The following is a 22156-nucleotide window of genomic DNA, read 5'->3' on the forward strand; positions in this document are numbered from 1 at the left end:
GTAATGCTTACCTATGTGCCCCGCACGGAATCGGATCGCGACGGGCGTCCCTCGTACCGCCCGTTCCGGGCCGAGGTCGTGCGCGTCGTCGAGCTCAGCCCGTGCTTTCGCCGGGTGACCTTCACCGGCCCCGACTTCGGCGACTTCGGCACCGCGGGCCTCGACCAGCGCATCAAGCTCGTTCTCCCGCACGCCGACGGCAGCTTCGGCGACTGCGGCTGGGACGACCCCGCCGTGCTCTCCGACGGCACCTGGTACGAGCGCTGGCGCATGCTGCCGGCCGAGGCGCAGAACCCCATCCGCACCTACACGGTGCGCGCCATCCGCTCCGCCGAGCGGGAGCTCGACGTCGACTTCGTCGTGCACACGGCACCGGATGCCGCCGGCCGGGACGCGACGGAGGCGGCGGACGGGGCCGCGCCGGCCGCGCATCCGCCCCTCGACGGCGCAGCCACCGGAACCGCCGACGGCCCCGCCGCCGCTTGGCTCGCGGGCGCCCGGGCGGGTGACGAGCTGATCATCGTGGGGCCCGACGACCGCAGCCGCGACTACGCCCTGGGTCTCGACTGGCGGCCCGGCGAGGCCATCGACTACCTGCTCGCCGGCGACGAGACGGCGGCTCCGGCCATCTGCGCGATCCTCGAGTCGCTGCCGGCCGGCACCCGGGCGCACGCCTTCATCGAGGTGCCCTGCTCCGACGACGCGCAGCCGGTGCAGACCGCCGCCGAGGGCTCGGTGACCTGGCTCGCCCGCGACGAGGGCGGCGTGCTGCAGGATGCGGTGCGCGGCTGGCTCGACACCCATCGCGAGGCCATCGCCCCGGCCCTGGCCGACGGCGCTCAGGAGCTCGCCGACATCGACGTGGACGTCGACATGCTCTGGGACTCGCCCGTCGACGTGCACGGCCGGTTCTACGCCTGGCTCGCCGGGGAGTCCGCCGCGATCAAGGCCCTCCGGCGGCTGCTGGTGAGCGAGGTCGGCGTCGACCGCCGCAAGGTCGCCTTCATGGGCTACTGGAGACGCGGCAAGGCCGAGGGGTCATGACGCGGGCCGCTCCGGCGGCAGCATCCGCTCGCCTCGCCCGGCAGGGGTCGCGGGGCCGGCCGGCACGCCTGCTCGGGCTGGTCGGGCTGCTGCTGGGGGTCGTCGTCGCGGTGGCGCTGAGCCTGCTGCTCGGGTCACGGGCGATCGACTTCGGCACGGTCGTCGGCGCACTGACGGGTGCGGGCGGCGGCGGCGCCGCGAGCGGTGACGGCGCCTCGACCGAGCAGATGGTCGTGCTCGACCTGCGCGTGCCGCGCACGGTGATCGGGCTCGTCGCGGGCGCCGCGCTGGGGCTCGCCGGGGCGCTCATGCAGGGGCTGACCCGCAACCCGCTGGCCGACCCCGGGCTGCTCGGCGTGAACTCGGGGGCATCGCTGGCCGTCGTGGTCGCGATCTCCGTGTTCGGCGTCACGAGCCCGATCGGCTACATCTGGTTCGCCTTCGCGGGTGCGGCGCTCGCGGCGATCGTCGTCTACGTCGTGGCCTCGGGGCGCACCGGGCCCACGCCGCTCAGTCTCACGCTCGCCGGAGCGGCGGTGACCGCGGTGCTCACCTCGCTGATCACGCTCGTGCTGCTCCGCGACCTCGACACCCTCGGCCAGTACCGCTTCTGGTCGGTCGGCTCGCTGGTCGGCCGCGACGCCTCGACGGTGCTGCCGCTGGTGCCCTTCCTCGTGGTCGGCGCGGTGCTCGCGCTGGTGCTCGGCCGCGGGCTGAACGGCCTGGCGCTCGGCGACGACGTCGCGCGCGGGCTCGGGCAGCGGGTCGGGCTGACCCGCGTCGTGGCGGGGGTCGCGATCATCCTGCTCTGCGGCTCGGCGACCTCGCTCGCGGGGCCGCTGGTCTTCGTCGGGCTGGTCGTGCCGCACCTGGCGAGACGGATGATCGGCACCGACTACCGCTGGATCCTGCTGTACTCGGTGCCGCTCGGCGCCATGCTGCTCGTGCTCGCCGACACCGTCGGGCGCCTGATCGCGCAGCCCGCGGAGCTCGAGGCCGGCATCGTGGTGGCCCTGATCGGGGCGCCCGTGCTGATCGCGCTCGTGCGCCGCGACCGGGCGGTGACGCGGTGAGCGGCGTGGGCGTGGGCGCGGTGAGCGCGGTGGCGGGTGAGGCCGCTCCGAGCGTCGCGCCTGCACCGCCGCCGTCGGGCGGAGGCGCACTGCGCCGAGTGCGGGCCGCGGGACTCCACCGTCTCGTCGTGGTGTGCGGGCTGCTCGCCCTGCTGCTCGGGGTGATCGCCGTGCTGGCGCTGATGCTCGGCGACCGCGTGGTGGCTCCGCAGGACGTGCTCGCCGCCGCCGTCGGACAGGGCTCGGGAGGCGACCGCTTCGTCGTCCTAGGCCTGCGCGCGCCGCGGCTCGCCCTGTCCCTGCTCGTCGGCGCCTGCTTCGGGCTGGCCGGCGCCGTCTTCCAGAGCCTGCTCGGCAACCCGCTGGCGAGCCCCGACATCATCGGCATCTCGCAGGGGGCGAGCGCGGCGGCGGTCACCGCGGTGCTGCTGTTCGGCGCGAGCGGCCTCGCCGTCTCGGGCGCGGCGTTCGCCGGGGCCGTGCTCGCGGCGGCGCTCATCCTGCTGCTGGCCGGCCGGGTCGGCCGCTCGGGCGCCGTCGGATCGGGCGGCGCCGCCGGCTCGCGCTTCGTGCTGATCGGCATCGCCCTCGCCTTCCTCGCCCAGGCCCTGATCGGCTACCTCCTCACCCGCGCCGACGTGCGTGACGCCCAGGGCGCCCTGCTCTGGCTGGTCGGCAGCATCGGCACGGTGCAGGTGCCCGAGCTCGTCGTCACCGGGGTCGCGGCCCTCGTGCTGGCGGCGGCCCTCGTCGTGCTCGCTCCGCGGCTCAGGATGCTCCAGCTGGGCGACGAGGCCGCCACCGCCCTCGGGGTGCGCGTGACCCCGGTGCGCCTGCTGCTGCTGCTCGTCGCGGTGGCGTTCGCGGCGGTGGCGACGGCGGCCGCAGGCCCGGTGGCGTTCGTGGCGTTCGTCTCGGCGCCGATCGCGCGGCGCCTCGTCGGCGGACTCGGCCCCGCCCTCGTCGCCAGCGCCCTCGTCGGCGCCGTGGTCGTCGGTGGCGCCGACGTGCTCGCCCAGCACGCCGTCGCCGGGCTGCAGGTGCCCGTCGGCATCGTGACCGGCCTCGTCGGCGCGCCCATCCTGCTCACCCTGCTCGCGCGGGGCAACCGCACCCGAGGAGCCGCATGACCTCCCACCCACCCGACCGCGCCGCCGCCGTCACCGGGCCCGGCCCCGACACCACCGGCCCCGACGCCACCGGCCTCGACGCCACCGGCCACGACGCCACCGGCCCCGATCGCGCCGCCGCGCATCCGTCGCCCGAGCCGCACGAGTTGCGGGCCGACGCCCTCACGCTCGCCTACGACGGGCGGCGGGTGGTCGAGGGCCTCGACGTCGTCATCCCCGACGGGCGGGTCACCGTCGTCGTCGGACCGAACGCGTGCGGCAAGTCGACCCTGCTGCGCTCGTTCGCCCGGCTGCTGCGCCCCGAGAGCGGAACCGTGACCCTCGACGGCACCGAGGTGCACCGCTTCCCCAGCCGCCGCCTCGCGACGCAGCTCGGCCTGCTGCCGCAGCAGCCGGTCGCGCCCGAGGGCATCACGGTCGCCGACCTCGTCGGCCGCGGCCGCTTCCCGCGCCAGGGCCTGTTCCGCCAGTGGACGGGCGACGACGACCGCGCCGTCGACGACGCGCTCCGCGCCACCGACACGCTCGCCATCGCCGAGCGCCGCGTCGAGGAGCTCTCGGGCGGCCAGCGCCAGCGCGTCTGGATCGCCATGGCCCTCGCCCAGCAGACCGACGTGCTGCTGCTCGACGAGCCCACGACCTTCCTCGACGTGACGCACCAGATCGAGGTGCTCGACCTGCTGCACGAGCGCAACCGGGTGCAGGGCATCACGGTCGTGATGGTGCTGCACGACCTCAACCTCGCGGCCCGGTACGCCGATCACCTGATCGTGATGTCGGCCGGCCGCATCGTCGCCGAGGGCGCACCCGCCGACGTCATCACGCCCGAGACGGTGCGCACGGCGTTCGGCCTCGAGTCGCTCGTGGTGGCCGATCCGGTGAGCGGGTCGCCGATGGTCGTGCCCAAGGGCCGGTTCCATGGCGGCGGGGCGAGCTCGGCGGTGTGACCGCCTGGTTGTGTGACCGCCCGGCTGTTTGACCGCGCGGCCGGATGCCCTATGGTTGTTAGGTAAGCCAAGCCTTACTCCACAGCATCCTGAAGACCCCGACTGGAGACACCCGTGCCCCGCCGACTGAAGCTCGCAGCCCTCACCGCATCCGCCCTCGCCACAGCCCTGGTGCTGGCCGGATGCTCGACCGGCGCCTCGGGCGACGCCCCCGCCACCGACTCCGCCGCGACCGGCGGCGACGTCACCATCGAGCACGCCTTCGGCGAGACCACGGTGCCGGCCGACCCGCAGAACGTGGTCACCCTGGGCTGGGGCAGCACCGACGCGGCGATCGCGCTCGGCACCATCCCTGTCGCCATCCCCTTCGACTCCTACGCGGGCGACGACGACGGAGTTCTGCCCTGGGTGAAGGAGGCCGTCGAGACGGCCGGCGCCGAGCTGCCCGAGATCCTCCCCGAGACCATCGACGACGAGCCGCCCTACGAGGCGATCGCGGCCGCCGACCCCGACGTGATCCTCGCCGTCTACTCGGGCATCACCGAGGAGCAGTACGAGACCCTCAGCCAGATCGCCCCCACGGTCGCTTACCCCGACCAGGCGTGGAGCACCCCGTGGCGCGACGTCGTGACCACGGTCGGCAAGGCGCTCGGCAAGGACGAGCAGGCCACCGAGGTGCTGCAGGGCATCGACGACCAGCTCGCCGAGGCCGCCGCCGCGCATCCGGAGTTCGAGGGCAAGACCATCGCCGCCGTCTGGGACGTCGCCGGCACCTTCTACGTCTACAAGAAGGAGGACCCGCGCGTCGAGTTCATGCTCGACCTCGGTTTCGAGAGCGCCCCGGCGGTCGACGAGCTGGCGAACGGCGACTCGACCTTCTTCTACACGCTGAGCTACGAGCAGCTCGACCAGCTGCAGGCCGACGTGGTGCTGAGCTACTCCGACACGCAGGCCGAGGCCGACGCGTTCCTGACCGCGCCGCAGACCTCGGTCATCCCCGCCGTGCAGGCCGGGAACGTGGCGCAGCTCGTGGGCACGCAGTACATCGCCGCCGTGTCGCCGCCCACCGCGCTGTCGCTGCCCTGGGGCCTCGACCAGCTCGTCGACGCGCTGGCCGCCGCGACGAAGTAGCGCTCGGCGGTGCGGCCGTGCCGCCGCACCGCGTGCGCTCGGAAGACGCCGGCGCCGGGGGCCCCACACCCTCGGCGCCGGTCCTGCCGTGCCGCGGGGCGGCGCGGGTCTCGTCGTCGGCGCCCCGGCATCGCACCGCGCGCTACAGGAGCTGGTGCATCCGTCGCCCGAGCAGCTCGCGCAGCACGATCGCGGTCGAGGTGCGGCGGATGCCCCGGCACTCCATCAGCGCCTGCGTGATGCGGTACACGTCGTCGGCGTCGACCGCGATCACCTCGATCTGCAGGTCGCTCTCGCCCGAGATGCCGAGGCAGCCCACCACCTCGGGGATGCGCGCGATCTCGTCGATCAGCCCCTCGAACCGCGCCTGGTCGATCTCGGCGGTCACGAACGCGCGCAGCGGCCGGCCCACCGCGGCGGCGGGCACCTTCGTCGTCTCGGGCAGCAGAACGCCGTCATACAGGCGACGGATGCGCGCCTGCACGGTGCCGCGCGCGAGGTTCAGGCGCTCGGCGAGGTGCGCCACGGTCGCGCGCGGCACCCGGTCGAGCTCCCTCAGGATGCGCCGGTCGGTCGCATCCAGGAGCGGATCGGTGTCTCGCGGGGCGGCCGGGGTCGCGGTCGGGTCGGTGGTCATCGGTCATTCCGATCAGTCTCGGCGGCTTGAGCTGGGCGTGATTGGGCGTTCTGACCACTCAGAGTAGTCACTCTTGTGGTCAGCGAGGCGCGATCTCATCATGGTGACCATGACGATCACCGCCGACCACGCCGCCACACACGCCACCGCAGCCCCGACCGCGCCCGCCGCCTCGCTGCTGTCCGCCCGCCCGCATCCCGCGGGGCACGAGCGGGTGGAGGTCGTCCGCGGAGCGCGCTCCGGCCTCGTGATGATGGTGGCCGTGCACTCGACGCGACTCGGGCCGGCCCTCGGCGGCTGCCGCCTCTGGCACTACGACACGGTCGACGACGCGGTCGCCGACGCGCTGCGCCTCTCGGCCGGCATGACCGCGAAGAACGCCCTGGCCGGCCTCGCCCACGGCGGCGGCAAGGCCGTGATCATGGCACCCGACGAGCCTCTCGACGCCGACCGGCGCGAGGCGGCCTTCCTCGACCTCGGCGACCTCGTCGCGTCGTTCGACGGCTCCTACGTCACCGCCGAGGACGTGGCGACCGGCTCGGCCGACATGGCGGTCGTCGCGAGGCAGACCTCCGCGGTCGTGGGGCTGCCCGAGGCCGACGGCGGCCACGGCGACCCGGGGGAGTACACGGCTCGCGGGGTGCACAGCGCTCTGCTCGCGGTGCTGCCGCGCATCCGCTTCGCTTCGCCGGAGGGCCTGCGGGTCACCATCGTGGGCTTCGGGCAGGTCGGCAGCCGGCTCGCCCGCATGCTCGTCGAGGCCGGTGCCGTGGTCAGCGCGACCGACGTGAACCCGGCGCGCCGAGCGGCCGTCGAGGAGCTCGGCGCCACGTGGGTGTCGCCGGCGGACGCGCACCGCCTCGACACCGACGTCTTCGTGCCGGCCGGTGTCGGAGGCATGCTCAGCGGCACCGTCATCGACGAGCTGCGCTGCCTCGCCGTGGTGGGCCCGGCGAACAACCAGCTCGCCGAGGCCGACGGCGGCGACCGGCTGGCGGCGCGCGGCATCCTGTACGCACCCGACTACGTGGTGAACGCGGGTGGCGTCATCCACCTCGGCTCGCCCGGCTCGTCGCGCGAAGAGGTGCTGGCGCAGATCGACGCCCTCGGCGCCCGCCTCGACGAGGTGCTGGCGCTGGCCGAGGCCGAGGCGCTCACGCCGTCCCGCGCGGCCGACCTCCTGGTGGCCCGCCGCCTCGCGGCCTGACCCCTGTCGCCGATCGGCGAGCGCAGGTGAGCGGCGGCTGTGAGTCGGTTGCGCGCCGGCCCGAGAGGTCCACAGTGGTGGGTGAGGGCGATCAGCCCCCACCGACGAGAGAGGAGCCCACCCATGAGTGCAGGCGACAAGATCGAGAACGCGGCGGAGAAGCTGGGCGGCAAGGCCAAGGAGGCCTTCGGCAAGGCGACCGACGACGACTCGAAGGTGGCGGAAGGCCGCGCCGACCAGTCGAAGGCCGACCTGAAGAACGCCGGCGAGAACGTCAAGGACGCGTTCAAGAACTGACCGCGCGATCGCAGCAGCCGACACGGCCCTCCACCCTCCGGGGCGGGGGGCCGTTCGCGTTCAGGCCGAGCCGCGCCGCACGAGCGACGTCGGGATGACCGTGCGCCGCGGCACGTCCTCGCCCGCGATGAGCGCGATCAGCACCTCGGCCATCGCCTCGCCGAACTCCATCGCGGGCTGCCGCACGGTCGTCAGCGGTGGGCTCAACGTCGCCGCGAAGGTGTCGTCGTCGAAGCCGATCACCGCCACGTCGTCGGGAACGCGCCGCCCGTGTGCCGCCAGCACCCGCATCGCGCCGGCCGCCATCTGGTCGTTCGCCACGAACAGGGCGTCGAGCCCGGGCTCGCGGGCGAGCATCCGCTCGGCTGCCTCGGCCCCGGAGTCCTGCGTGAAGTCGCCGAACTCCACGAGGTCGACGGATGCGCGTCCCGCCCCCGAGGCCGCCACGGCCTCCCGCCAGCCGACCAGCCGGTCGAGCCCCGCGGGCATGTCCTGCCGCCCGGCGATCGTGCCGATGCGCGTGCGGCCGAGGCCGAGCAGGTGGGCGACGGCTCGGCGGGCGCTGTCGACGTTGTCGACGTCGACGTGGTGCCGGTCGGTCAGGCCGGGGATGAGCGGCCGCCCGCCGAAGACCATCGGCAGGGCCGAGCCCAGGCCGACGTAGGAGTGGTCCTCGGCGTGGTGCGAGACCACGAGGGCGCCGTCGACGTTGCCGCCCTGCAGGTAGCGGCGGGTCTTCTCGGGGCGCGACTCCGACGCGATCAGCAGGTTCAGCGTGTAGTCGGTGTCGCCGAGCACCCGTGCGACGCCGCGCACGACGGGCGCGAAGAACGGGTCGGCGAACACCGTCGACGCCGACTCCGGCACGATCAGGGCGATCACGTCGGCCCGCCGGCTCGCGAGCGAGCGGGCGACGCGGTTCGGCACGTAGTCGAGCCGCGCGACCGCCGCCTGCACCTGCGCGATGATGTCGGGCGCGACCGAGGTCGATCCGTTCACCACCCGCGACACCGTGGCACGCGAGACGCCGGCCTCGGCGGCCACCATCTCGAGCGTCGGCGTGCGTGCGCCCCGATTCACCGGCTAGCCGAGCACGCCGGCCGACGCCGGGTCGACGGCCCGAGCATCCGTCGCCCCGTCGGAGACGCCCGAAGCCGAAGCCGCAGCCGAAGCCGCAGCCGCAGCTGAAGCCGCGCCCGCGCCCGAACCCGCGCCCGCCGCAGCGGAGGCCGAGGCCGCCGCGATCTGCGCCGCGTACGCCAGCGCGCTGTCCTTCGGCATGCGCTCGAGCGTCTCGTAGTCGACCCGCACGATGCCGAAGCGCTTGCCGTAGCCCCAGCCCCACTCGAAGTTGTCGAGCAGCGACCAGACGAAGTAGCCGCGCACGTCGGCGCCGGCGGCGATCGCATCCGACACCGCCCGGATGTGGTCGACGATGTACTTCGTGCGCAGCTCGTCGTGGATCGCGCCGTCGGCCGACACCTCGTCGTCGTAGGCGGCGCCGTTCTCGGTGACGTAGAGCGGCGGAAGCGTCGGGTACTCCTCGCCGAGGCGCACGAGCAGACGGGTCAGCCCGCTCGGGTTGACCTCCCAGCCCATGCCCGTCAGCGGCAGGCCGCGCAGCGGGAAGGTCACGTACTCCGAGCCGACGAACGGCGAGCCCACCGAGCGGATGCCCCCGGCCACCGCGTGCGGATCGGCCGGCACGAGCGACGGATCGGCCGGCACCTCGAGCGGGTGCCCGCTGACCATGTCGTCGTGGTAGTGGTTCACGCCGAGGAAGTCGAGCGGCTGCGCGATGATCTCGAGGTCGCCCGGGCGCACCAGGGCGTCGTCGCCGAAGGTCAGGCCGAGGTCGGCGAGGTCGGTGCGGATGTCGTCGGGGTACTCCCCGCGCAGCAGCGGGTCGAGGAAGATGCGGTTGTTCAGCGCGTCGACGCGGCGGGCGGCCTCGAGGTCGACCGGGTCGCCGGCGTCTTTCGGGATGGCGTTGGTGAGGTTCAGCGTGATGCCGATGTGCTGGGCGCCGAGCTCGCGCAGGCGCTGCACGGCGAGACCGTGGCCGAGGTGCTGGTGGTGCACGGCGGCGATCGCGGCGGCGGGCTCCTGGCGGCCGGGGGCGTGCACGCCCGAGGCGTAGCCGAGCAGCGAGGAGCAGAACGGCTCGTTGAAGGTGGTCCAGTTGGCGACGCGGTCGCCGAGGGCGCCGTGCACGATCTCGGCGTACTCGGCGAAGCGGTAGGCGGTGTCGCGGTTCGCCCAGCCGCCCTTCTCCTCGACGGCCTGCGGCAGGTCCCAGTGGTAGAGCGTCAGCCAGGGCAGCACGCCCGCCTCGAGCAGCTCGTCGACGAGCCGCGAGTAGAAGTCGAGCCCCGCGGGGTTCACGTCGCGGTCACCGGGGCGGATGCGCGCCCAGCTCGTCGAGAAGCGGTACGACTGCAGGCCGAGCCGCTTCATCAGCGCGACGTCCTCCGGCATGCGGTGGTAGTGGTCGACGGCGACGTCGGGGGTGTCGCCGTTCAGCACGGCACCGGGAACGCGGGAGAAGGTGTCCCAGACCGAGGCCTCCTTGCCGTCCTCGAAGGCGGCGCCCTCGATCTGCGCGGCGGCGGTCGCCGATCCCCAGAGGAATCCGGGCGGGAATGAGGTGGTCATGCGGGGCACTGCTCCTTTGCCTGGTGCTGCACGCTCGCTCCGGGTGCGAGAGAGCGCTCTCTGCAGTGTACAGGGCCGCCTCCGTCGTAACAGAACTTCGCATAGGGCGAGGCATCCGGATGCGCGTGCGACCCTGGTTCATCATGACCGACGACTCCCGCACCCCCCGCCACGGTTTCGCCACCCGCCAGGTTCACGCCGGTGACGTGCGGGGCGACGGCATCAACTCCCGCGTCACACCGGTTCACCTCACCGCCGGCTTCGTGTTCGACGACTTCGCGCAGGCAGAGGACCGGTTCTCGGGCGCCGACGACGGCTTCAGCTACACGCGCCTCGCCAACCCGACGAACGCCGCGGTCGAACGCCGCATCGCCGCCCTCGAGGGCGGCACCGAGGCGGTGCTCGTGGGCAGCGGGCAGGCCGCGGTCACCGTCGCCGTGCTCGGGCTGCTGCAGGCGGGCGACCACCTCGTCTCGGCCAACAGCATCTACGAGGGCTCGCGCGGGCTCTTCCTCGACAACTTCGCCCGGCTCGGCATCGAGACCGACTTCGTGGTCGACGCGAACGACCCGCTGGCGTGGGAGCTCGCGGTGCGGCCGACCACCCGGGCGTTCTTCGTCGAGTCGATCCCCAACCCGAAGAACGACATCGTCGACCTCGCGCTGGTGGCCGAGGTCGCGCACCGGCATGGCATCCCGCTGATCGTCGACAACACCTTCGCGACGCCCTACCTGCTGCGTCCGCTCGAGCACGGGGGCGACGTCGTGGTTCACTCGGCAAGCAAGTTCCTCGCGGGGCACGGGGCGGTGCTCGGCGGCGTGGTGGTCGCGGGCTCGACCTTCGACTGGGACGGTACTGCGGCGGATGGCACGGCCCGCTTCCCGCACCTGACGAACCCGGTGCGCTCGCTGGGCGACCGTTCGTTCGCCCAGCGCTTCGGCCGGGGCGCGTTCCTCGCCTACGCGCGCGACGTGGTGGCCGCACGACTCGGGCCGACGCCCTCGCCGCTGAACGCGTTCCTGATCCAGCAGGGCATCGAGACGCTGTCGCTCCGGGTCGACCGGCAGTCGTCGTCGGCGCTGGCGATCGCGAGCTGGCTCGAACAGCGGCCCGAGGTGGCGAGCGTGGACCACGCCGGGCTGCCCTCGAGCGCGTACCACGAGCTGGCGCAGCGCTACCTGCCCGACGGCCAGGGCGCCGTGTTCGCGTTCACGCTGCACGGCGGGCTCGAGGCGGCGAAGACCTTCTACGACCGGCTCGAGCTCTTCACCCGCATGACGCACCTCGGCGACGTGCGCTCGCTCGTGCTGCACCCGGCGACGACCACGCACGCCTGGCGCACGCCCGAGCAGCGTGCGGAGGCGGGCATCGCGCCAGGACTCCTGCGCCTGTCCATCGGCGTCGAGGACCCGGCCGACCTCACGGCCGACCTCGCCCAGGCGCTCGCGGGACTGCCGAGGGCCGCGGCGGCACCGGCTCCTGACGCCGCCGCGACCGCCGACGCCGCGACCGCCGACGTCGCGTCGGCCGGCTCGGGCGCCACCGCTCCCGCCCCCACCTCCGCCTCCGCGCGAAGCGGCGTACCCGCGTGAGCCGCCTCCAGCACTTCGGCTGGTTCCTCTCGCGCGGCTTCGGACCGCACGGCTGGGGCCACCCGTACTGGGACTGGAACGACCGCTGGACGAGCCCGAAGCTCTACCAGCAGTCCGCCCGCGACCTCGAGCGCGCCGGCTTCGACCTCGTCATCATCGAGGACGCCCTCTCCCTCGGCAACGCCGACACCCTCGACCTCCGCATCCGGTCCGCGTACGGCGGCCCCAAGCACGACCCACTGCTGCTCGCGCCCTACCTCTTCGCCGCGACGGAGCACCTCGGCATCGCGCCGACCGTGAATCCGCTCGCCTACCCGCCCTACCAGGCGGCCCGGCAGTTCGCGACGCTGCAGCACCTGAGCGACGCGCGCTTCGGCATCAACGTGGTGACCGACGTCGGCTCCAGCCGGCACTTCGGCGCCGCGCCGCTCGGCCACGACCAGGCGTACGACCGGGCCGAGGAGTGGCTCACGGGCATCCGCGACCTCTGGCACAGCTGGGGGCCGGATGCTCTCATCGCCGACCCCGCGACCGGCCGTTTCGCCGACGGCACCCGCCTCGACCCCGTGCAGCACCGCGGCGAGCACTTCACCTTCGACGGCCCGCTGAACGCCCTGCCCTTCCCGCCCCTTGGCCCGGAGACGCTGAGCGGCGACCCCGTGGTGGTCTCGCCCGGCGGATCGGGCCGCGGCCTGGGCTTCGCCGGCGCCCACTCCGAGGTGCAGCTCGCCCTGGCCTCGCTCGACCTCGACACGGTGCGGGCGTACCGCGCGAAGGTGCACGAGGCGGTCAGGGCGGCGGGGCGCACCCCGGCCGACATCGACATCCTGTTCGTGTTCAAGCCGATCGTCGCGGCGAGCCCGGAGGAGGCGCAGCGCATCGTCGACGCCTCCCTGCACCCCGACGACCAGGCCCTGCACACGGTGGCCGCCGCCTGGTCGAGCGACCTCGAGACCGATCTCACCGGGCTCGACCTCGACCGCCCGGTCGACCCCGCGATCTTCGGCGACCACGTCTCGAAGGGCAGCATCAAGGGCCTGCTCGGCCGCTACGACTCCTTCGCCGACGCCACCCTGCGCGACCTGCTGACCGCCAAGGCCAGGCTCGGCCGCATCGCCTCGCGCGAGGGCTACGTCGGCACCGCCGAGGAGATCGCCGACTTCATCGAGGAGTTCGGCGAGGAGGCCGGCAACGACGGCTTCATCTTCTCGGGCGACCTGCACCCGGTCACCGTGCACCGGATGCTCGACGAGCTCGTGCCCGTGCTCCGCCGCCGCGGCATCCTCCGCTCGAGCTACGGCGACGCCGGCCTCCGCGGCAACCTCCGCTCCTTCTGACGCGCCCGTCCCTCGTGGGCGCGGCGCTGAGTCGCGGCAGAGTGTCGCTCCAGCGCCTGAGTCGCGCCGAAATGCGACACTTTGGCGCGACTCAGCGGGAGGTCAGCGGTCCGCGGGGCGTTGGACGGGGGTGGAGGAGGTGTCGGGGAGGACGAGGGCGCCCATCTCCTCGGCCGCGAGCTGCGCGCGCACCGCGGTGTCGTCGTGCGCCGCGGCCTCGGCGTCGACTCCGCGGGACGTGGCGTCGGCCGCGTCGGCCGCCGCGCTCTCCTCGAGCGCCGACTTCTGGCGCAGCGGGGTCGCCTTGAGGAAGAAGCTCAGCACGAACGCGACGAGCACCACCGCGAGGCAGACCCAGAACACCGTCGAGGTCGCGTTCGCCCAGGCGTCCACGAACGGCAGCGTGAGGCGCGGGTCGGCGCCGACGAGGAACGAGGTGTCCCCGCTCAGGGCGTCGCCGAGGCTCGACGGGTCGGCCTGCGCGGCGGTCAGAACCTGCAGGATGCCGGCGTTCGCCGGGTCGGCCTGCACCGCGGGATCGGCGGCCGCGGCCTGCGTGCCGGCGATGATCGCGGGGTCGGTGAAGGAGGCGGCCAGCGTGGATCCGAGGCGGGAGAACAGCACCGAGAAGACGACGGCCGTGCCCAGCGTCCCGCCGATGGAACGGAAGAACGTCGAGGACGAGGTGGCCACGCCGATGTCCCGCGGTCCGGCGGAGTTCTGCGCGGCGATCGTGAGGGTCTGCATGAGCTGGCCGAGCCCGAGGCCGACCACGAGCATCCCGATCAGCACGAACCAGACGGGCTTGTCGGCCGAGACGAAGGTCAGGTAGAAGAACGCGGCGCTGAGGAGGCCGGTGCCGAGGATGGGGAAGATGCGGTAGCGGCCGGTGCGCGAGATGAGCTGGCCCGAGACGATCGAGGAGATCATGAGGCCGAGAACCATCGGGATCATCAGCAGGCCGGCCTCGGTCGGGGTGGCGCCCGTGGCGATCTGCAGGTAGTTCGGGATGGTCATCATGGCGCCGAACATGCCGAAGCCGACGAGCACACCGAGGATGGTCGCCATCGAGAAGGTGGGGCTCTTGAACAGCTTGAGCGGGATGATCGCGTCGTCGCCCATCCGGCGCTCGACCACGATGAACAGCACGAGACCGAGCGGCGCGAGCACGTAGCAGAGGATGGAGCCCCACGAGCCCCAGCCCCACTCGCGGCCCTGCTCGGCGACCAGCAGGAGCGGCACGACGGTGAGGATGACCGCCGCCACGCCCCACCAGTCGATGCGCACGGCGCGCTTGGTGTGCGGGATGTGCAGGAACAGCAGCACGATCACCATCGCGACGGCGCCGATCGGCAGGTTGATCAGGAAGATCCACCGCCAGCCGGTGATGCCGAGGATCTGGTCGGCGCCCGAGAGGAGGCCGCCGAGCAGGGGGCCGATGACGCTGGAGATGCCGAAGGTGGCGAGGAAGTAGCCCTGGTACTTGGCGCGCTCGCGGGGGGCGAGGATGTCGCCCATCACCGTGAGGGCGAGCGACATCAGGCCGCCGGCGCCGAGGCCCTGGATGGCGCGGTAGACCGCGAGCTCGTACATGTTCGTGGCGAGACCGGCGAGCAGCGAGCCGACGAGGAAGATCGCGATCGCGATGATGTAGAGCGGGCGACGGCCGAAGATGTCCGAGAGCTTGCCGTAGAGCGGGGTCGAGATGGTCGACAGGATGAGGTAGCCGGTGGTCACCCACGCCTGCAGGCTGATGCCGTCGAGGTCGTCGCCGATGGTGCGCATCGACGTGCCGACGATCGTCTGGTCGAGCGAGGCGAGGAACATGCCGGCCATCAGGCCGAAGATGATGAACAGGATCTGGCGGTGCGTCATGCGCCCGCCAGACTCGGCGAACGCCTGGTTGCGGGCGTCCGTCTTGGCCTGACGGTTCGTGGGTTGTGCGGCGGATTCGGCGCGAGACATGGGCGTCCTCGGGGGCGGAGAAGGCGGACCGCGCAGAAATTTGCGCAGACTGCAAAGTTACACCTTCTGCACCCCACTGCCAACCACACCCCCAGCCCGAGGGCTGCCGCGGGTCAGCCGCCGAAGAGCTTGCCGAAGAAGCCCTGCTTCTTCGGGGCGTAGCCGGCCGCGGTGAGGGCCTCGATGAGCGGCGTCTTCACTTCGTCGGTCGTGAACGAGTACCCGTAGGTGTTGCCGACGTGGGTGCCCTGGCGGTCGGTCGACTCGGCCGCCACCGGGGTGGCGCCGAACTCGAACGAGAACGACTTCTTCCGGCCCGAGAACGTCGAGGTGCCCCCCGAGATGCCGATACCGCCCGGACGAGCCCGCGCGGTCACGTCGGACGAGGTGTCGGTCTCATGGAAGGTCCAGGTGCCCTCGGCCGGGTCGAGCTCGACCCGCAGCTCGTAGGCCCGGTCGATCAGGCCGGCCGCCGTGAAGGAGGCCCACTTGATGTCGGCGTACTTCCAGATCGCGCGGAGGCCGTCGGGCTCCGCCGTGTAGACGAAGGGCAGCTCGTCGCTGTTCAGCGCGAGCACGGCGTTCTGGGCGTCGGCGAGCGGGGCGGCCATCAGACGGTCGTCACCGCGCTCGACTGGATCTCGCGCAGCTCGCCCCAGAGCGACAGCGCCTGCGATCCGGTCGCCGTGGCCGTGATCTGCACGAGGTCGGCGACGGGCCCGTTCTCGACGACCACGATGCGCACACCCTGCATCAGGGTGCCGACGCGCTCGTCGGGGTAGCTGAACTCGATGCGGTAGCCGTCGCGGCCGAGCACCTCCTGAGCCTCGCGACCGCCCTCGACGACGCCCGGCAGGGCCTCGACGCGCGCGGTCACCTCGTCGATCGCAGTCTGCAGCGCGTAGCCCGCCGTGAAGCGGGTGATCGCCACCACGACGTTCGGGCGGAATGTGCCGGGCTCGACGGTCTTGCCGGTCGCGAGCACGGCGCCCGGGGCGGCGAGCGGGGCCCAGTCGTCGGGCACCGTGAGGCCGATCGAGGGGAAGCCGGGAGCGGCGTCACCGGGGAAGGTCAGGGAGTGGGACATGGTTCGAGCCTTTCTGAAGTCGGGGAGGAGGGCAAGCCGGGTCACAGCCCGAACAGGTTGCCGATCGAGTCGATGGTGTCGGAGGCGTCGATCTCGAAGTCGAAGCTCACGCCGCCGCCGATGCCGAGGGCGGCTCCGACGTCGATGGTGCCGTTGAAGGTGTCACCGTCGACGCCCACGTCGATGTTCGCGTGACCGCCGATGCCGGCGTAGACCTCACCGCCGACCGTGGCGGTCGCGCCGGCCACCGACACCGAACCCTCGGCCTCGGCCTTGGCGCCCGCGAAGGCGTCGACACCGGCGGTCACGCCGATGCTGTCCGGGCCGATCGTGCCGCCGACGGTGGCGTTGGCCTCGGCGCCCGCCATGACGGATGCGCTGCCCTCCGCCTCGGCGAAACCGTTCAGTGCCGAGACGGAGCCCTCGGCCTCGGCCTTGGCCCCGGCGAAGCCGCCGACGGACGCCTCACCCGCGAATCCCTCGTCCCATTCGAACGAGCCCTCGGCGGCGGCGTTGCCCTCGACCCCGACGATCGCGTCGGCCGAGCCCTCGCCGCCGAACGTGTCGTCGCCGAACGAGCCGGAGGTCCCGGCGCCGGCTCCCCACTGCCACTTCGCGTCGGCGTCGCCGTGCGCGGTGCCGATGCCGATGTCACCGTCGGAGTTCGTGTCGGTGTGCACGCCGGGGAGCATCGTCCAGGGGCCCTCGTCGTCGTCACCGCGGCCGTCCCCGCCGCCCCCGCCGCCTCCGCCTCCCGCGGAGCCGCCACCATCCGAGCCGCCGCCCCCGCCCGAGCCGCCGCCGGCCCCGCCCGCGGAGCCGCCGCCGGACCCGCCGGCCCCCGCGCCCCCGCCGATCGAGTCGGTCGATGCCGCGTTCTGCTCGTCGGCGTTCTTCAGCAGCCCCGTGCTACCGGAGGTGAGCGCGGCCACGGCGGCCTTCAGCTGCGCCGTGTGCGTCCCGTTCCAGTCGGTGCGGAACTGCGACGCATCCGGGCCCTGCCAGGCCTGCGTCTGATTGACGCTCGAGGTGAGGGTCGTGCCGACCGTCTCGAGCTGCGAGGCGGCCGTGTCGAACTGCTTCGCGAGCGTGCGGAGCTCGTCGACATCGGCGCCGTAGAAACCACCAGGCATGACACCCTCTCAGCGTGTGCGGGGTTGGAGAACAGGGGGAGACGGCGAAGGGGCGGGAGCCGAAGCTCCCGCCCCCGTGAACGCTAGGCGTTCGAGGTCGACTCCTGGTCGCTGGCGTTCTTCGACGCCTTCTGCGACGCGTCCTCGAGAGCGGTGATGACCTGCTTCAGCGCGGCGGTGTGGGTGGTGTTCCACTCGTTGCGGAAGCCCTCCGCGTCCGGACCGGTCCACTGCACGTTCTGCAGTGCGCTGGTCAGCGTGGTCAGGATCTGCTGCACCTGCTGCGACTGGGTGTTGAGCTGCTTGCTGAGCCCACGAACCTGCTCGACATCGAGACCCCAAACGGCCATGATTCTCTCCTTCATCTCCGCGGTCCGGACTGTCCGGATCCGCTACTTCCTGTGAGTGCTTCTCACAAGGAAGACACTATTGACACCTGTCGCTGACGGCGATGGGGAGAAGTCCCCATCAGTCGTCCCTGGTCGCCACCTGCAGCTTCACGACCCGGCCGCCCTGCACGTAGAACCCCCGGCCAGGCGGCAGATCCGCGCGCTTGAACCGGCCGAGCGAAGTACCCAGAAGAGAGTCGCCGTCGAGGTCGCCGGGCACCAGCAGGAGCCCCCGTTTGGAGTTCTTGAAGGCTCCGCCGAGCGTCCAGGCCGCCGACCAGGTCGACGACTCGCTCTCCCCGATCACGAACACGTCGTCCCGCAGCGCCCGCTTCACCAACCGATCCACGTCGGCCTCGGCCGGGCTGCCGTTCAGCTCGCCGACGTTCTCGACGAACACCGCGAACTGCGTCGGCTTCAGCGTCTCGGCGTCGAGCTGCGCGGTCACGTCGTCGGCGAAGGCCGCGATCTGCGCCGGGTCGCTCAGCGAGAGGCTCCAGAGCGGCAGCGGCGTGAGGCTCGTCTTGCGCGGCGAGATGTGCACGAGACGGATGCCCGGGTCGGCCCGTCGCAGCGCCGTCGCGATGGTCGCGAGCGCCGTCGACCGCCCGCTGCCCGCGGTTCCGGCGACGAGCATCGCTCCCGAGGGCGAGATGCCGAGGGCGCCGAGGGTGTCGTCGCGCACGCCGATCACCGGCTGTCCCGCCGCGACGGCGGGGAGCGTGCTGAGCGGGATGGCGTCACCGAGGGTCTGGATCGGCGGAGCATCCGTCACCCCCTGCCGGCGCATGGCCTCGGCGAGCTTGGAGATCTCGCGGGACTGGATGGCCACGTTCGAATCGGCCCCGAGCACCGCCATCTGCACCTCGTCGCCGTCCATCACGCCGCGGCCGGGCGGGGAGACGGCGCTCAGCGTGTCCTTCGGGGCGCCGAGCAGCGCGTAGTCGTCGTCGTTGGCCATGCGCAGCACGAGGCGCCGCTGGATGGTCGAGCCGAGCGACGCCGGCACCGAGTTCGGCCGGTCGCCCGCCACGACGATGTGCACGCCGACCTGACGGCCGTCGGTGGCGATCTGGGCGAAGGTGGTGAACCAGGCCGAGTGCCCGCCGAACTCGTACTGCTCCCGGAAGGCGCCGATGCCGTCGACGAGCACCAGGATGCGCGGCTCCTGCGGGGCGTCGGCGATCCGCCGGTAGTCCCCGATCGATCCCGCGCGCACGGCCGAGTAGCGGATGGAGCGGTCGTCGACCACGTCGCGGAGCCTCCGCAGCAGCCGGATCACCCGCTCCTCGTCGTCGCCGGAGATGATCGCGCCGACGTGCGGCAGCTCCTCGAGCATGCTCAGGCCGCTCGAGCCGAAGTCGAGGCCGTAGACGTGCACCGGGCCGCCGCGCGGCGTGACCGCGGCCGACACGGCGATGGTGCGGAGCGTGGCGCTCTTGCCCGAGCCTCCGGTGCCGAGCACGGCCATGTTGCCGTCGCGGTCGGGCTCGTAGAACACGGTGGGCTGGCTCTGGCTCGCCGGGTCGTCGATCACGCCGAGGAGCAGCCGCTCATCCGTTCTCGGGTTGGGCAGCAGCGAGAAGTCGTAGACCGCCGCGAGCTCGTCGAGCCAGGGCTTGCGCGGTTCGGGGATCTTCGCCATCGACGCGGCGTGACGGATGCTCGTCACGAGCCGCGCGATGTCGGTCGGCCCCTGCTCGACCGACTCGGGCGTCTCCTCGTCCTCGGGCACCTCCCAGGCGGCGCCGGCACCGAAGTCCATCTCGACGAGGTCGATCCGGGGGCGGGGCGGGGTGCTGGTCGTCCAGCCGCCCGCGTAGCCGGTCTGGAACGGTGCGAGCCGCCCCGGGCCGGTCTTCGCGGCGCCGCGGCCGGGGATCGACTGGTCGAAGTAGGCGGCCATCGGATCGCCCAGGATGTCGCTGGAGTCGTCGGCGTCGGCCATCCGGAGTGCGATGCGGAGGTTGGTGTTGGCGCGCAGGTTGTCCTTGATCACGCCGGCCGGGCGCTGCGTGGCGAGGATGAGGTGGAGGCCGAGCGAACGGCCGCGCTGGGCGACGTCGACGACCCCGTCGACGAACTCGGGCACCTCGTTCACGAGCGCCGCGAACTCGTCGACCACGATCAGGAGGCTCGGCGGGGTGTCGGGGTCGCCCGTCTTCTCGAGCGAGACGAGGTCCTTCGCCTTCTTGCGGTTGAGCAGGTGCTCGCGGTAGCGCAGCTCGGCGCGGAGGCTCGTCAGCGCGCGGCGCACGAGGTGCGGCGACAGGTCGGTGACGAGCCCGACGGTGTGCGGCAGGCCGACGCACTCGGCGAAGGCCGCCCCGCCCTTGTAGTCGACGAACAGGAAGGTGGCCCGGTCGGGGCTGTGCGCCGCTGCCATGCCGAGCACCCACGACTGCAGGAACTCGGACTTGCCGGCGCCCGTGGTGCCGCCGACGAGGGCGTGCGGCCCCTGGTTGCGGATGTCGAGGTAGAACGGCTCGGTGCCCGAGTGCCCGACCAGCGCGCGCAGCGATCCGGCCTGCTTGCGGCGCACGGGCGGCGACCCGTCGCGGAGGGCGATCGAGTTGCTCTCGCGCCAGCGGTCGATCACGGCCTCGGGCTCGTCGGCGAGCTCGGAGCCGACGAGCGTCAGGTAGGAGACCTGGCGCGGCAGGTCGGAGTCGTCGTCGACCGGCGCTCCGACGTCGGTCACCGGCGAGAGCTGGCGGGACAGCCGGTGGGCCGTGTCGGCGTCGACGGTCTCACAGACCAGCGGGAAGGTGTGCTCGCCGAGGCGCACCTGGCCCGCGGTCGCACCGGCGGCGTCCTGGTCGACGCTGACGAAGCTGCGGCAGGCGGCCGGCAGGGCGGCGATCGAGGGCGCCGACCAGATCACGTGCACGTTCGCGTCGGCGCCGCGCTCGACGAGCCGGGTGAGGCGGCCGCGGTCCAGCGGTGCGTCGTCCTCGATCACGACGAGGACGGCGGGGGTGATCGGATGCACGAGCTCGTCCTCGCCGCTCTTGCCGCTGGTGTCGATCGGCCCGCGGGGGGAGGGCGCGCCCTTCGTGCGACGCGAGATGAGGTCCTCGAGGCGGGCGAGCAGCGCGGATCCCGAGCCGGGGTTGTCGGCCAGGTGGTCGCCGGCCAGCGGGCTGTGCGGCGAGCTGGTGTGGGGCAGCCACTCCAGCCACTCCCAGGTGCTCCGCGAGGTGGGGGAGACGACGGCGGCGACGACGAGCTCGGCGGGGGAGTGCAGCCCGACGAGCTGCGTCACGATGCCGCGGGCGACCCCGTGCCGCTGCTCGGCGGGGCCGGCGACGCCGAGGGCGCCGGCCTTGCGGAACTCGACCACGATCGGCACGCCGTCGATCCGCGAGAAGCGGTCGGCGGTCTGCTCGACCTGCGCGTAGTACTCGGGCAGGGCGTCGTTCTCGTTCGGGGTGGTCACCACGTCTCGGCTGAGCGAGGTGCCGAGGCCGAGCCGGGCGGTCAGGAACGACGGATGCTCGGGCCGGTGCGTCCACATCAGCTGACCCAGTCGCTGCACCGCGTCGATCGTCGCGGCCACCGCCGGGGCCTCGGTGAGCCGCACGGCCCGCTGCACCCGCTGGCGCTCGTGCATGGACGCGACGAAGGCGTCGAGCGACTCGTTGAACTGCTTGATGGCGGCCTTCAGCTGCGCGCGGGTCTGCAGCTTGTGGTCGAGCCAGGTGCCGATCATCAGGATCGGGCTCAGCGCGATGAAGACGAGGCTCAGCGCGTTGCCGGTCGCGGCGAACAGAATGGGGCCCATGATCAGCGGGGCGATCAGCGCCACCAGCGGGAAGCGCAGCGACTGGGGCTGCTTCGGCGGGGTGGGGGCCGGGAACTCGGAGCCGGGGTAGCGCGCGACGACCCGCGGCGAGCGGTTGAACTCGATCACCGGCGTCGACGGCGCGGCGCCGCCGAGGCGCTGCAGCGGCACGACGCAGATCGCGGTGTCGCCCAGCACGACGACGTCGGCGGAGCTGAGGGTGGTGCGGGCGACCTGCTCGCCGCCCATCAGCAGGCCGTTCGCCGACTTCATGTCGACGATCTCCACCTGCTCGCCGATGTTGATGCGGGCGTGCCGCTTGGAGACCAGACCGTCGCTCAACCGCACGTCGATGCCGCGCTCGCGGCCGATGTAGCTGGAGCCGAAGGGGAGCGAGAACTCGGCCCCCGCATCCGGCCCGCTGAGCACCCGGAGCGTCGCCGCCGCCGGGCCGTGGCTGCCGGAGCTGAAGCCGTCGCTGTGCCGGGCGAGCTCGAGCACGGAGCCGGAGCGCACGCCCGCCTCGATCAGGTTCGAGGCCGGGTCGACCACGCGCTGCTCGCCGCTCGTGCCGGTGACCTGCAGGGTGAGGCCGGCGGGCACCTGGGCGCGCTGGTACTCGCTCAGCTGCGGGTCGGCGAGGTGGATCGCCTCGGCGATGTCGCCGACGCTCGCCGTGGCGTCGGCGGTGATCTGGAGGTTCGACGCCGATCCCCCGGGGCGTCGGAGGGTGGCTTTGATGCGCATC

Annotated in this window: 18 protein-coding genes; 9 read left to right on the forward strand and 9 right to left on the reverse strand. The window is 72.9% G+C overall.

The window, feature by feature from the left end; genetic code table 11:
* The first annotated feature begins 3 nt into the window (after positions 1-3).
* The 5 genes from BJ984_RS04610 to BJ984_RS04630 all read left to right on the forward strand — a co-directional run bounded on the left by BJ984_RS04610 (position 4) and on the right by BJ984_RS04630 (position 5325).
* Positions 4-1044, forward strand: coding sequence for a siderophore-interacting protein (locus BJ984_RS04610; RefSeq protein ID WP_179547026.1), 1041 nt, complete (start codon positions 4-6; stop codon positions 1042-1044).
* A complete protein-coding gene (locus BJ984_RS04615; protein WP_179547027.1) occupies positions 1041-2117 on the forward strand; it encodes a FecCD family ABC transporter permease in 1077 nt (358 codons plus the stop codon). Before BJ984_RS04610 ends, BJ984_RS04615 begins: the two co-directional genes overlap by 4 nt.
* Positions 2114-3247: a FecCD family ABC transporter permease gene (locus BJ984_RS04620; protein WP_271206400.1), complete on the forward strand. Its 1134-nt coding sequence runs from the start codon at positions 2114-2116 to the stop codon at positions 3245-3247. The genes BJ984_RS04615 and BJ984_RS04620 overlap by 4 nt, the downstream gene beginning before the upstream one ends.
* Positions 3244-4194, forward strand: a complete 951-nt coding sequence (locus BJ984_RS04625) for an ABC transporter ATP-binding protein (protein WP_179547028.1) — start codon at positions 3244-3246, stop codon at positions 4192-4194. Before BJ984_RS04620 ends, BJ984_RS04625 begins: the two co-directional genes overlap by 4 nt.
* A gap of 114 nt (positions 4195-4308) precedes the next feature.
* A complete protein-coding gene (locus BJ984_RS04630) occupies positions 4309-5325 on the forward strand; it encodes an iron-siderophore ABC transporter substrate-binding protein (RefSeq protein ID WP_179547029.1) in 1017 nt (338 codons plus the stop codon).
* Positions 5326-5467: 142 nt separating this feature from the next.
* On the opposite strand, the gene BJ984_RS04635 is transcribed toward BJ984_RS04630, so the two are convergent.
* Positions 5468-5962 (reverse strand): Lrp/AsnC family transcriptional regulator, encoded by a 495-nt coding sequence (locus tag BJ984_RS04635; protein ID WP_179547030.1) that lies wholly within the window; start codon positions 5960-5962, stop codon positions 5468-5470.
* A gap of 109 nt (positions 5963-6071) precedes the next feature.
* Here BJ984_RS04635 and BJ984_RS04640 point away from each other — a divergent pair, with 109 nt between their 5' ends.
* Positions 6072-7169: a Glu/Leu/Phe/Val dehydrogenase gene (locus BJ984_RS04640; RefSeq protein ID WP_179547031.1), complete on the forward strand. Its 1098-nt coding sequence runs from the start codon at positions 6072-6074 to the stop codon at positions 7167-7169.
* Between the two features lie 123 nt (positions 7170-7292).
* The gene (locus BJ984_RS04645) at positions 7293-7466 is read left to right on the forward strand and encodes a CsbD family protein (RefSeq protein ID WP_179547032.1); all 174 of its coding nucleotides are present in this window, start codon (positions 7293-7295) and stop codon (positions 7464-7466) included.
* A 60-nt stretch (positions 7467-7526) separates the two neighbouring features.
* Here BJ984_RS04645 and BJ984_RS04650 read toward each other — a convergent pair whose 3' ends face one another.
* The gene (locus BJ984_RS04650; RefSeq protein WP_179549311.1) at positions 7527-8513 is read right to left on the reverse strand and encodes a LacI family DNA-binding transcriptional regulator; all 987 of its coding nucleotides are present in this window, start codon (positions 8511-8513) and stop codon (positions 7527-7529) included.
* 36 nt (positions 8514-8549) lie between these two features.
* Positions 8550-10121, reverse strand: a complete 1572-nt coding sequence (locus BJ984_RS04655) for a glycoside hydrolase family 1 protein (protein WP_179547033.1) — start codon at positions 10119-10121, stop codon at positions 8550-8552.
* A gap of 143 nt (positions 10122-10264) precedes the next feature.
* Between BJ984_RS04655 and BJ984_RS04660 the strand changes: the two genes are divergently transcribed.
* Complete coding sequence (locus tag BJ984_RS04660) at positions 10265-11713, forward strand: O-acetylhomoserine aminocarboxypropyltransferase/cysteine synthase family protein (RefSeq protein WP_179547034.1); 1449 nt, start codon at positions 10265-10267, stop codon at positions 11711-11713.
* On the forward strand, positions 11710-13050 hold the full coding sequence (locus BJ984_RS04665) for an LLM class flavin-dependent oxidoreductase (protein ID WP_179547035.1): 1341 nt from the start codon (positions 11710-11712) through the stop codon (positions 13048-13050). The genes BJ984_RS04660 and BJ984_RS04665 overlap by 4 nt, the downstream gene beginning before the upstream one ends.
* 102 nt (positions 13051-13152) lie before the next feature.
* Here the strand turns inward: BJ984_RS04665 and BJ984_RS04670 are convergent, their stop codons facing one another.
* From BJ984_RS04670 to BJ984_RS04695, 6 genes are all read right to left on the reverse strand, one after another.
* Positions 13153-14925, reverse strand: a complete 1773-nt coding sequence (locus BJ984_RS04670) for an MDR family MFS transporter (protein WP_179549312.1) — start codon at positions 14923-14925, stop codon at positions 13153-13155.
* Positions 14926-15128: 203 nt separating this feature from the next.
* On the reverse strand, positions 15129-15626 hold the full coding sequence (locus tag BJ984_RS04675) for a hypothetical protein (RefSeq protein ID WP_179547036.1): 498 nt from the start codon (positions 15624-15626) through the stop codon (positions 15129-15131).
* On the reverse strand, positions 15626-16102 hold the full coding sequence (locus BJ984_RS04680) for an LpqN/LpqT family lipoprotein (protein ID WP_179547037.1): 477 nt from the start codon (positions 16100-16102) through the stop codon (positions 15626-15628). Before BJ984_RS04680 ends, BJ984_RS04675 begins: the two co-directional genes overlap by 1 nt.
* A 41-nt stretch (positions 16103-16143) precedes the next feature.
* Positions 16144-17235, reverse strand: coding sequence for a WXG100 family type VII secretion target (locus tag BJ984_RS04685; protein WP_179547038.1), 1092 nt, complete (start codon positions 17233-17235; stop codon positions 16144-16146).
* Between the two features lie 83 nt (positions 17236-17318).
* Positions 17319-17585 carry a WXG100 family type VII secretion target gene (locus tag BJ984_RS04690; RefSeq protein WP_173181915.1) on the reverse strand — a complete coding sequence of 89 codons (267 nt, stop codon included), beginning with the start codon at positions 17583-17585 and terminating at the stop codon, positions 17319-17321.
* A 118-nt stretch (positions 17586-17703) separates the two neighbouring features.
* Positions 17704-22155, reverse strand: a complete 4452-nt coding sequence (locus tag BJ984_RS04695) for an FtsK/SpoIIIE domain-containing protein (protein WP_179547039.1) — start codon at positions 22153-22155, stop codon at positions 17704-17706.
* Between the last annotated feature and the right edge of the window lies 1 nt (position 22156).

It is taken from the genome of Herbiconiux flava (assembly GCF_013409865.1).
Lineage (GTDB): Bacteria > Actinomycetota > Actinomycetes > Actinomycetales > Microbacteriaceae > Herbiconiux > Herbiconiux flava.

Coding starts and splice junctions, on each gene's coding strand:
- BJ984_RS04660 (WP_179547034.1), top strand. CDS start 10,265: ATGACCGACGACTCCCGCACCCCCCGCCACGGTTTCGCCACCCGCCAG.
- BJ984_RS04645 (WP_179547032.1), top strand. CDS start 7,293: ATGAGTGCAGGCGACAAGATCGAGAACGCGGCGGAGAAGCTGGGCGGC.
- BJ984_RS04615 (WP_179547027.1), top strand. CDS start 1,041: ATGACGCGGGCCGCTCCGGCGGCAGCATCCGCTCGCCTCGCCCGGCAG.
- BJ984_RS04640 (WP_179547031.1), top strand. CDS start 6,072: ATGACGATCACCGCCGACCACGCCGCCACACACGCCACCGCAGCCCCG.
- BJ984_RS04680 (WP_179547037.1), bottom strand. CDS start 16,102: ATGTCCCACTCCCTGACCTTCCCCGGTGACGCCGCTCCCGGCTTCCCC.
- BJ984_RS04650 (WP_179549311.1), bottom strand. CDS start 8,513: ATGGTGGCCGCCGAGGCCGGCGTCTCGCGTGCCACGGTGTCGCGGGTG.
- BJ984_RS04675 (WP_179547036.1), bottom strand. CDS start 15,626: ATGGCCGCCCCGCTCGCCGACGCCCAGAACGCCGTGCTCGCGCTGAAC.
- BJ984_RS04670 (WP_179549312.1), bottom strand. CDS start 14,925: ATGACGCACCGCCAGATCCTGTTCATCATCTTCGGCCTGATGGCCGGC.
- BJ984_RS04610 (WP_179547026.1), top strand. CDS start 4: ATGCTTACCTATGTGCCCCGCACGGAATCGGATCGCGACGGGCGTCCC.
- BJ984_RS04625 (WP_179547028.1), top strand. CDS start 3,244: ATGACCTCCCACCCACCCGACCGCGCCGCCGCCGTCACCGGGCCCGGC.
- BJ984_RS04695 (WP_179547039.1), bottom strand. CDS start 22,155: ATGCGCATCAAAGCCACCCTCCGACGCCCCGGGGGATCGGCGTCGAAC.
- BJ984_RS04635 (WP_179547030.1), bottom strand. CDS start 5,962: ATGACCACCGACCCGACCGCGACCCCGGCCGCCCCGCGAGACACCGAT.
- BJ984_RS04690 (WP_173181915.1), bottom strand. CDS start 17,585: ATGGCCGTTTGGGGTCTCGATGTCGAGCAGGTTCGTGGGCTCAGCAAG.
- BJ984_RS04685 (WP_179547038.1), bottom strand. CDS start 17,235: ATGCCTGGTGGTTTCTACGGCGCCGATGTCGACGAGCTCCGCACGCTC.
- BJ984_RS04655 (WP_179547033.1), bottom strand. CDS start 10,121: ATGACCACCTCATTCCCGCCCGGATTCCTCTGGGGATCGGCGACCGCC.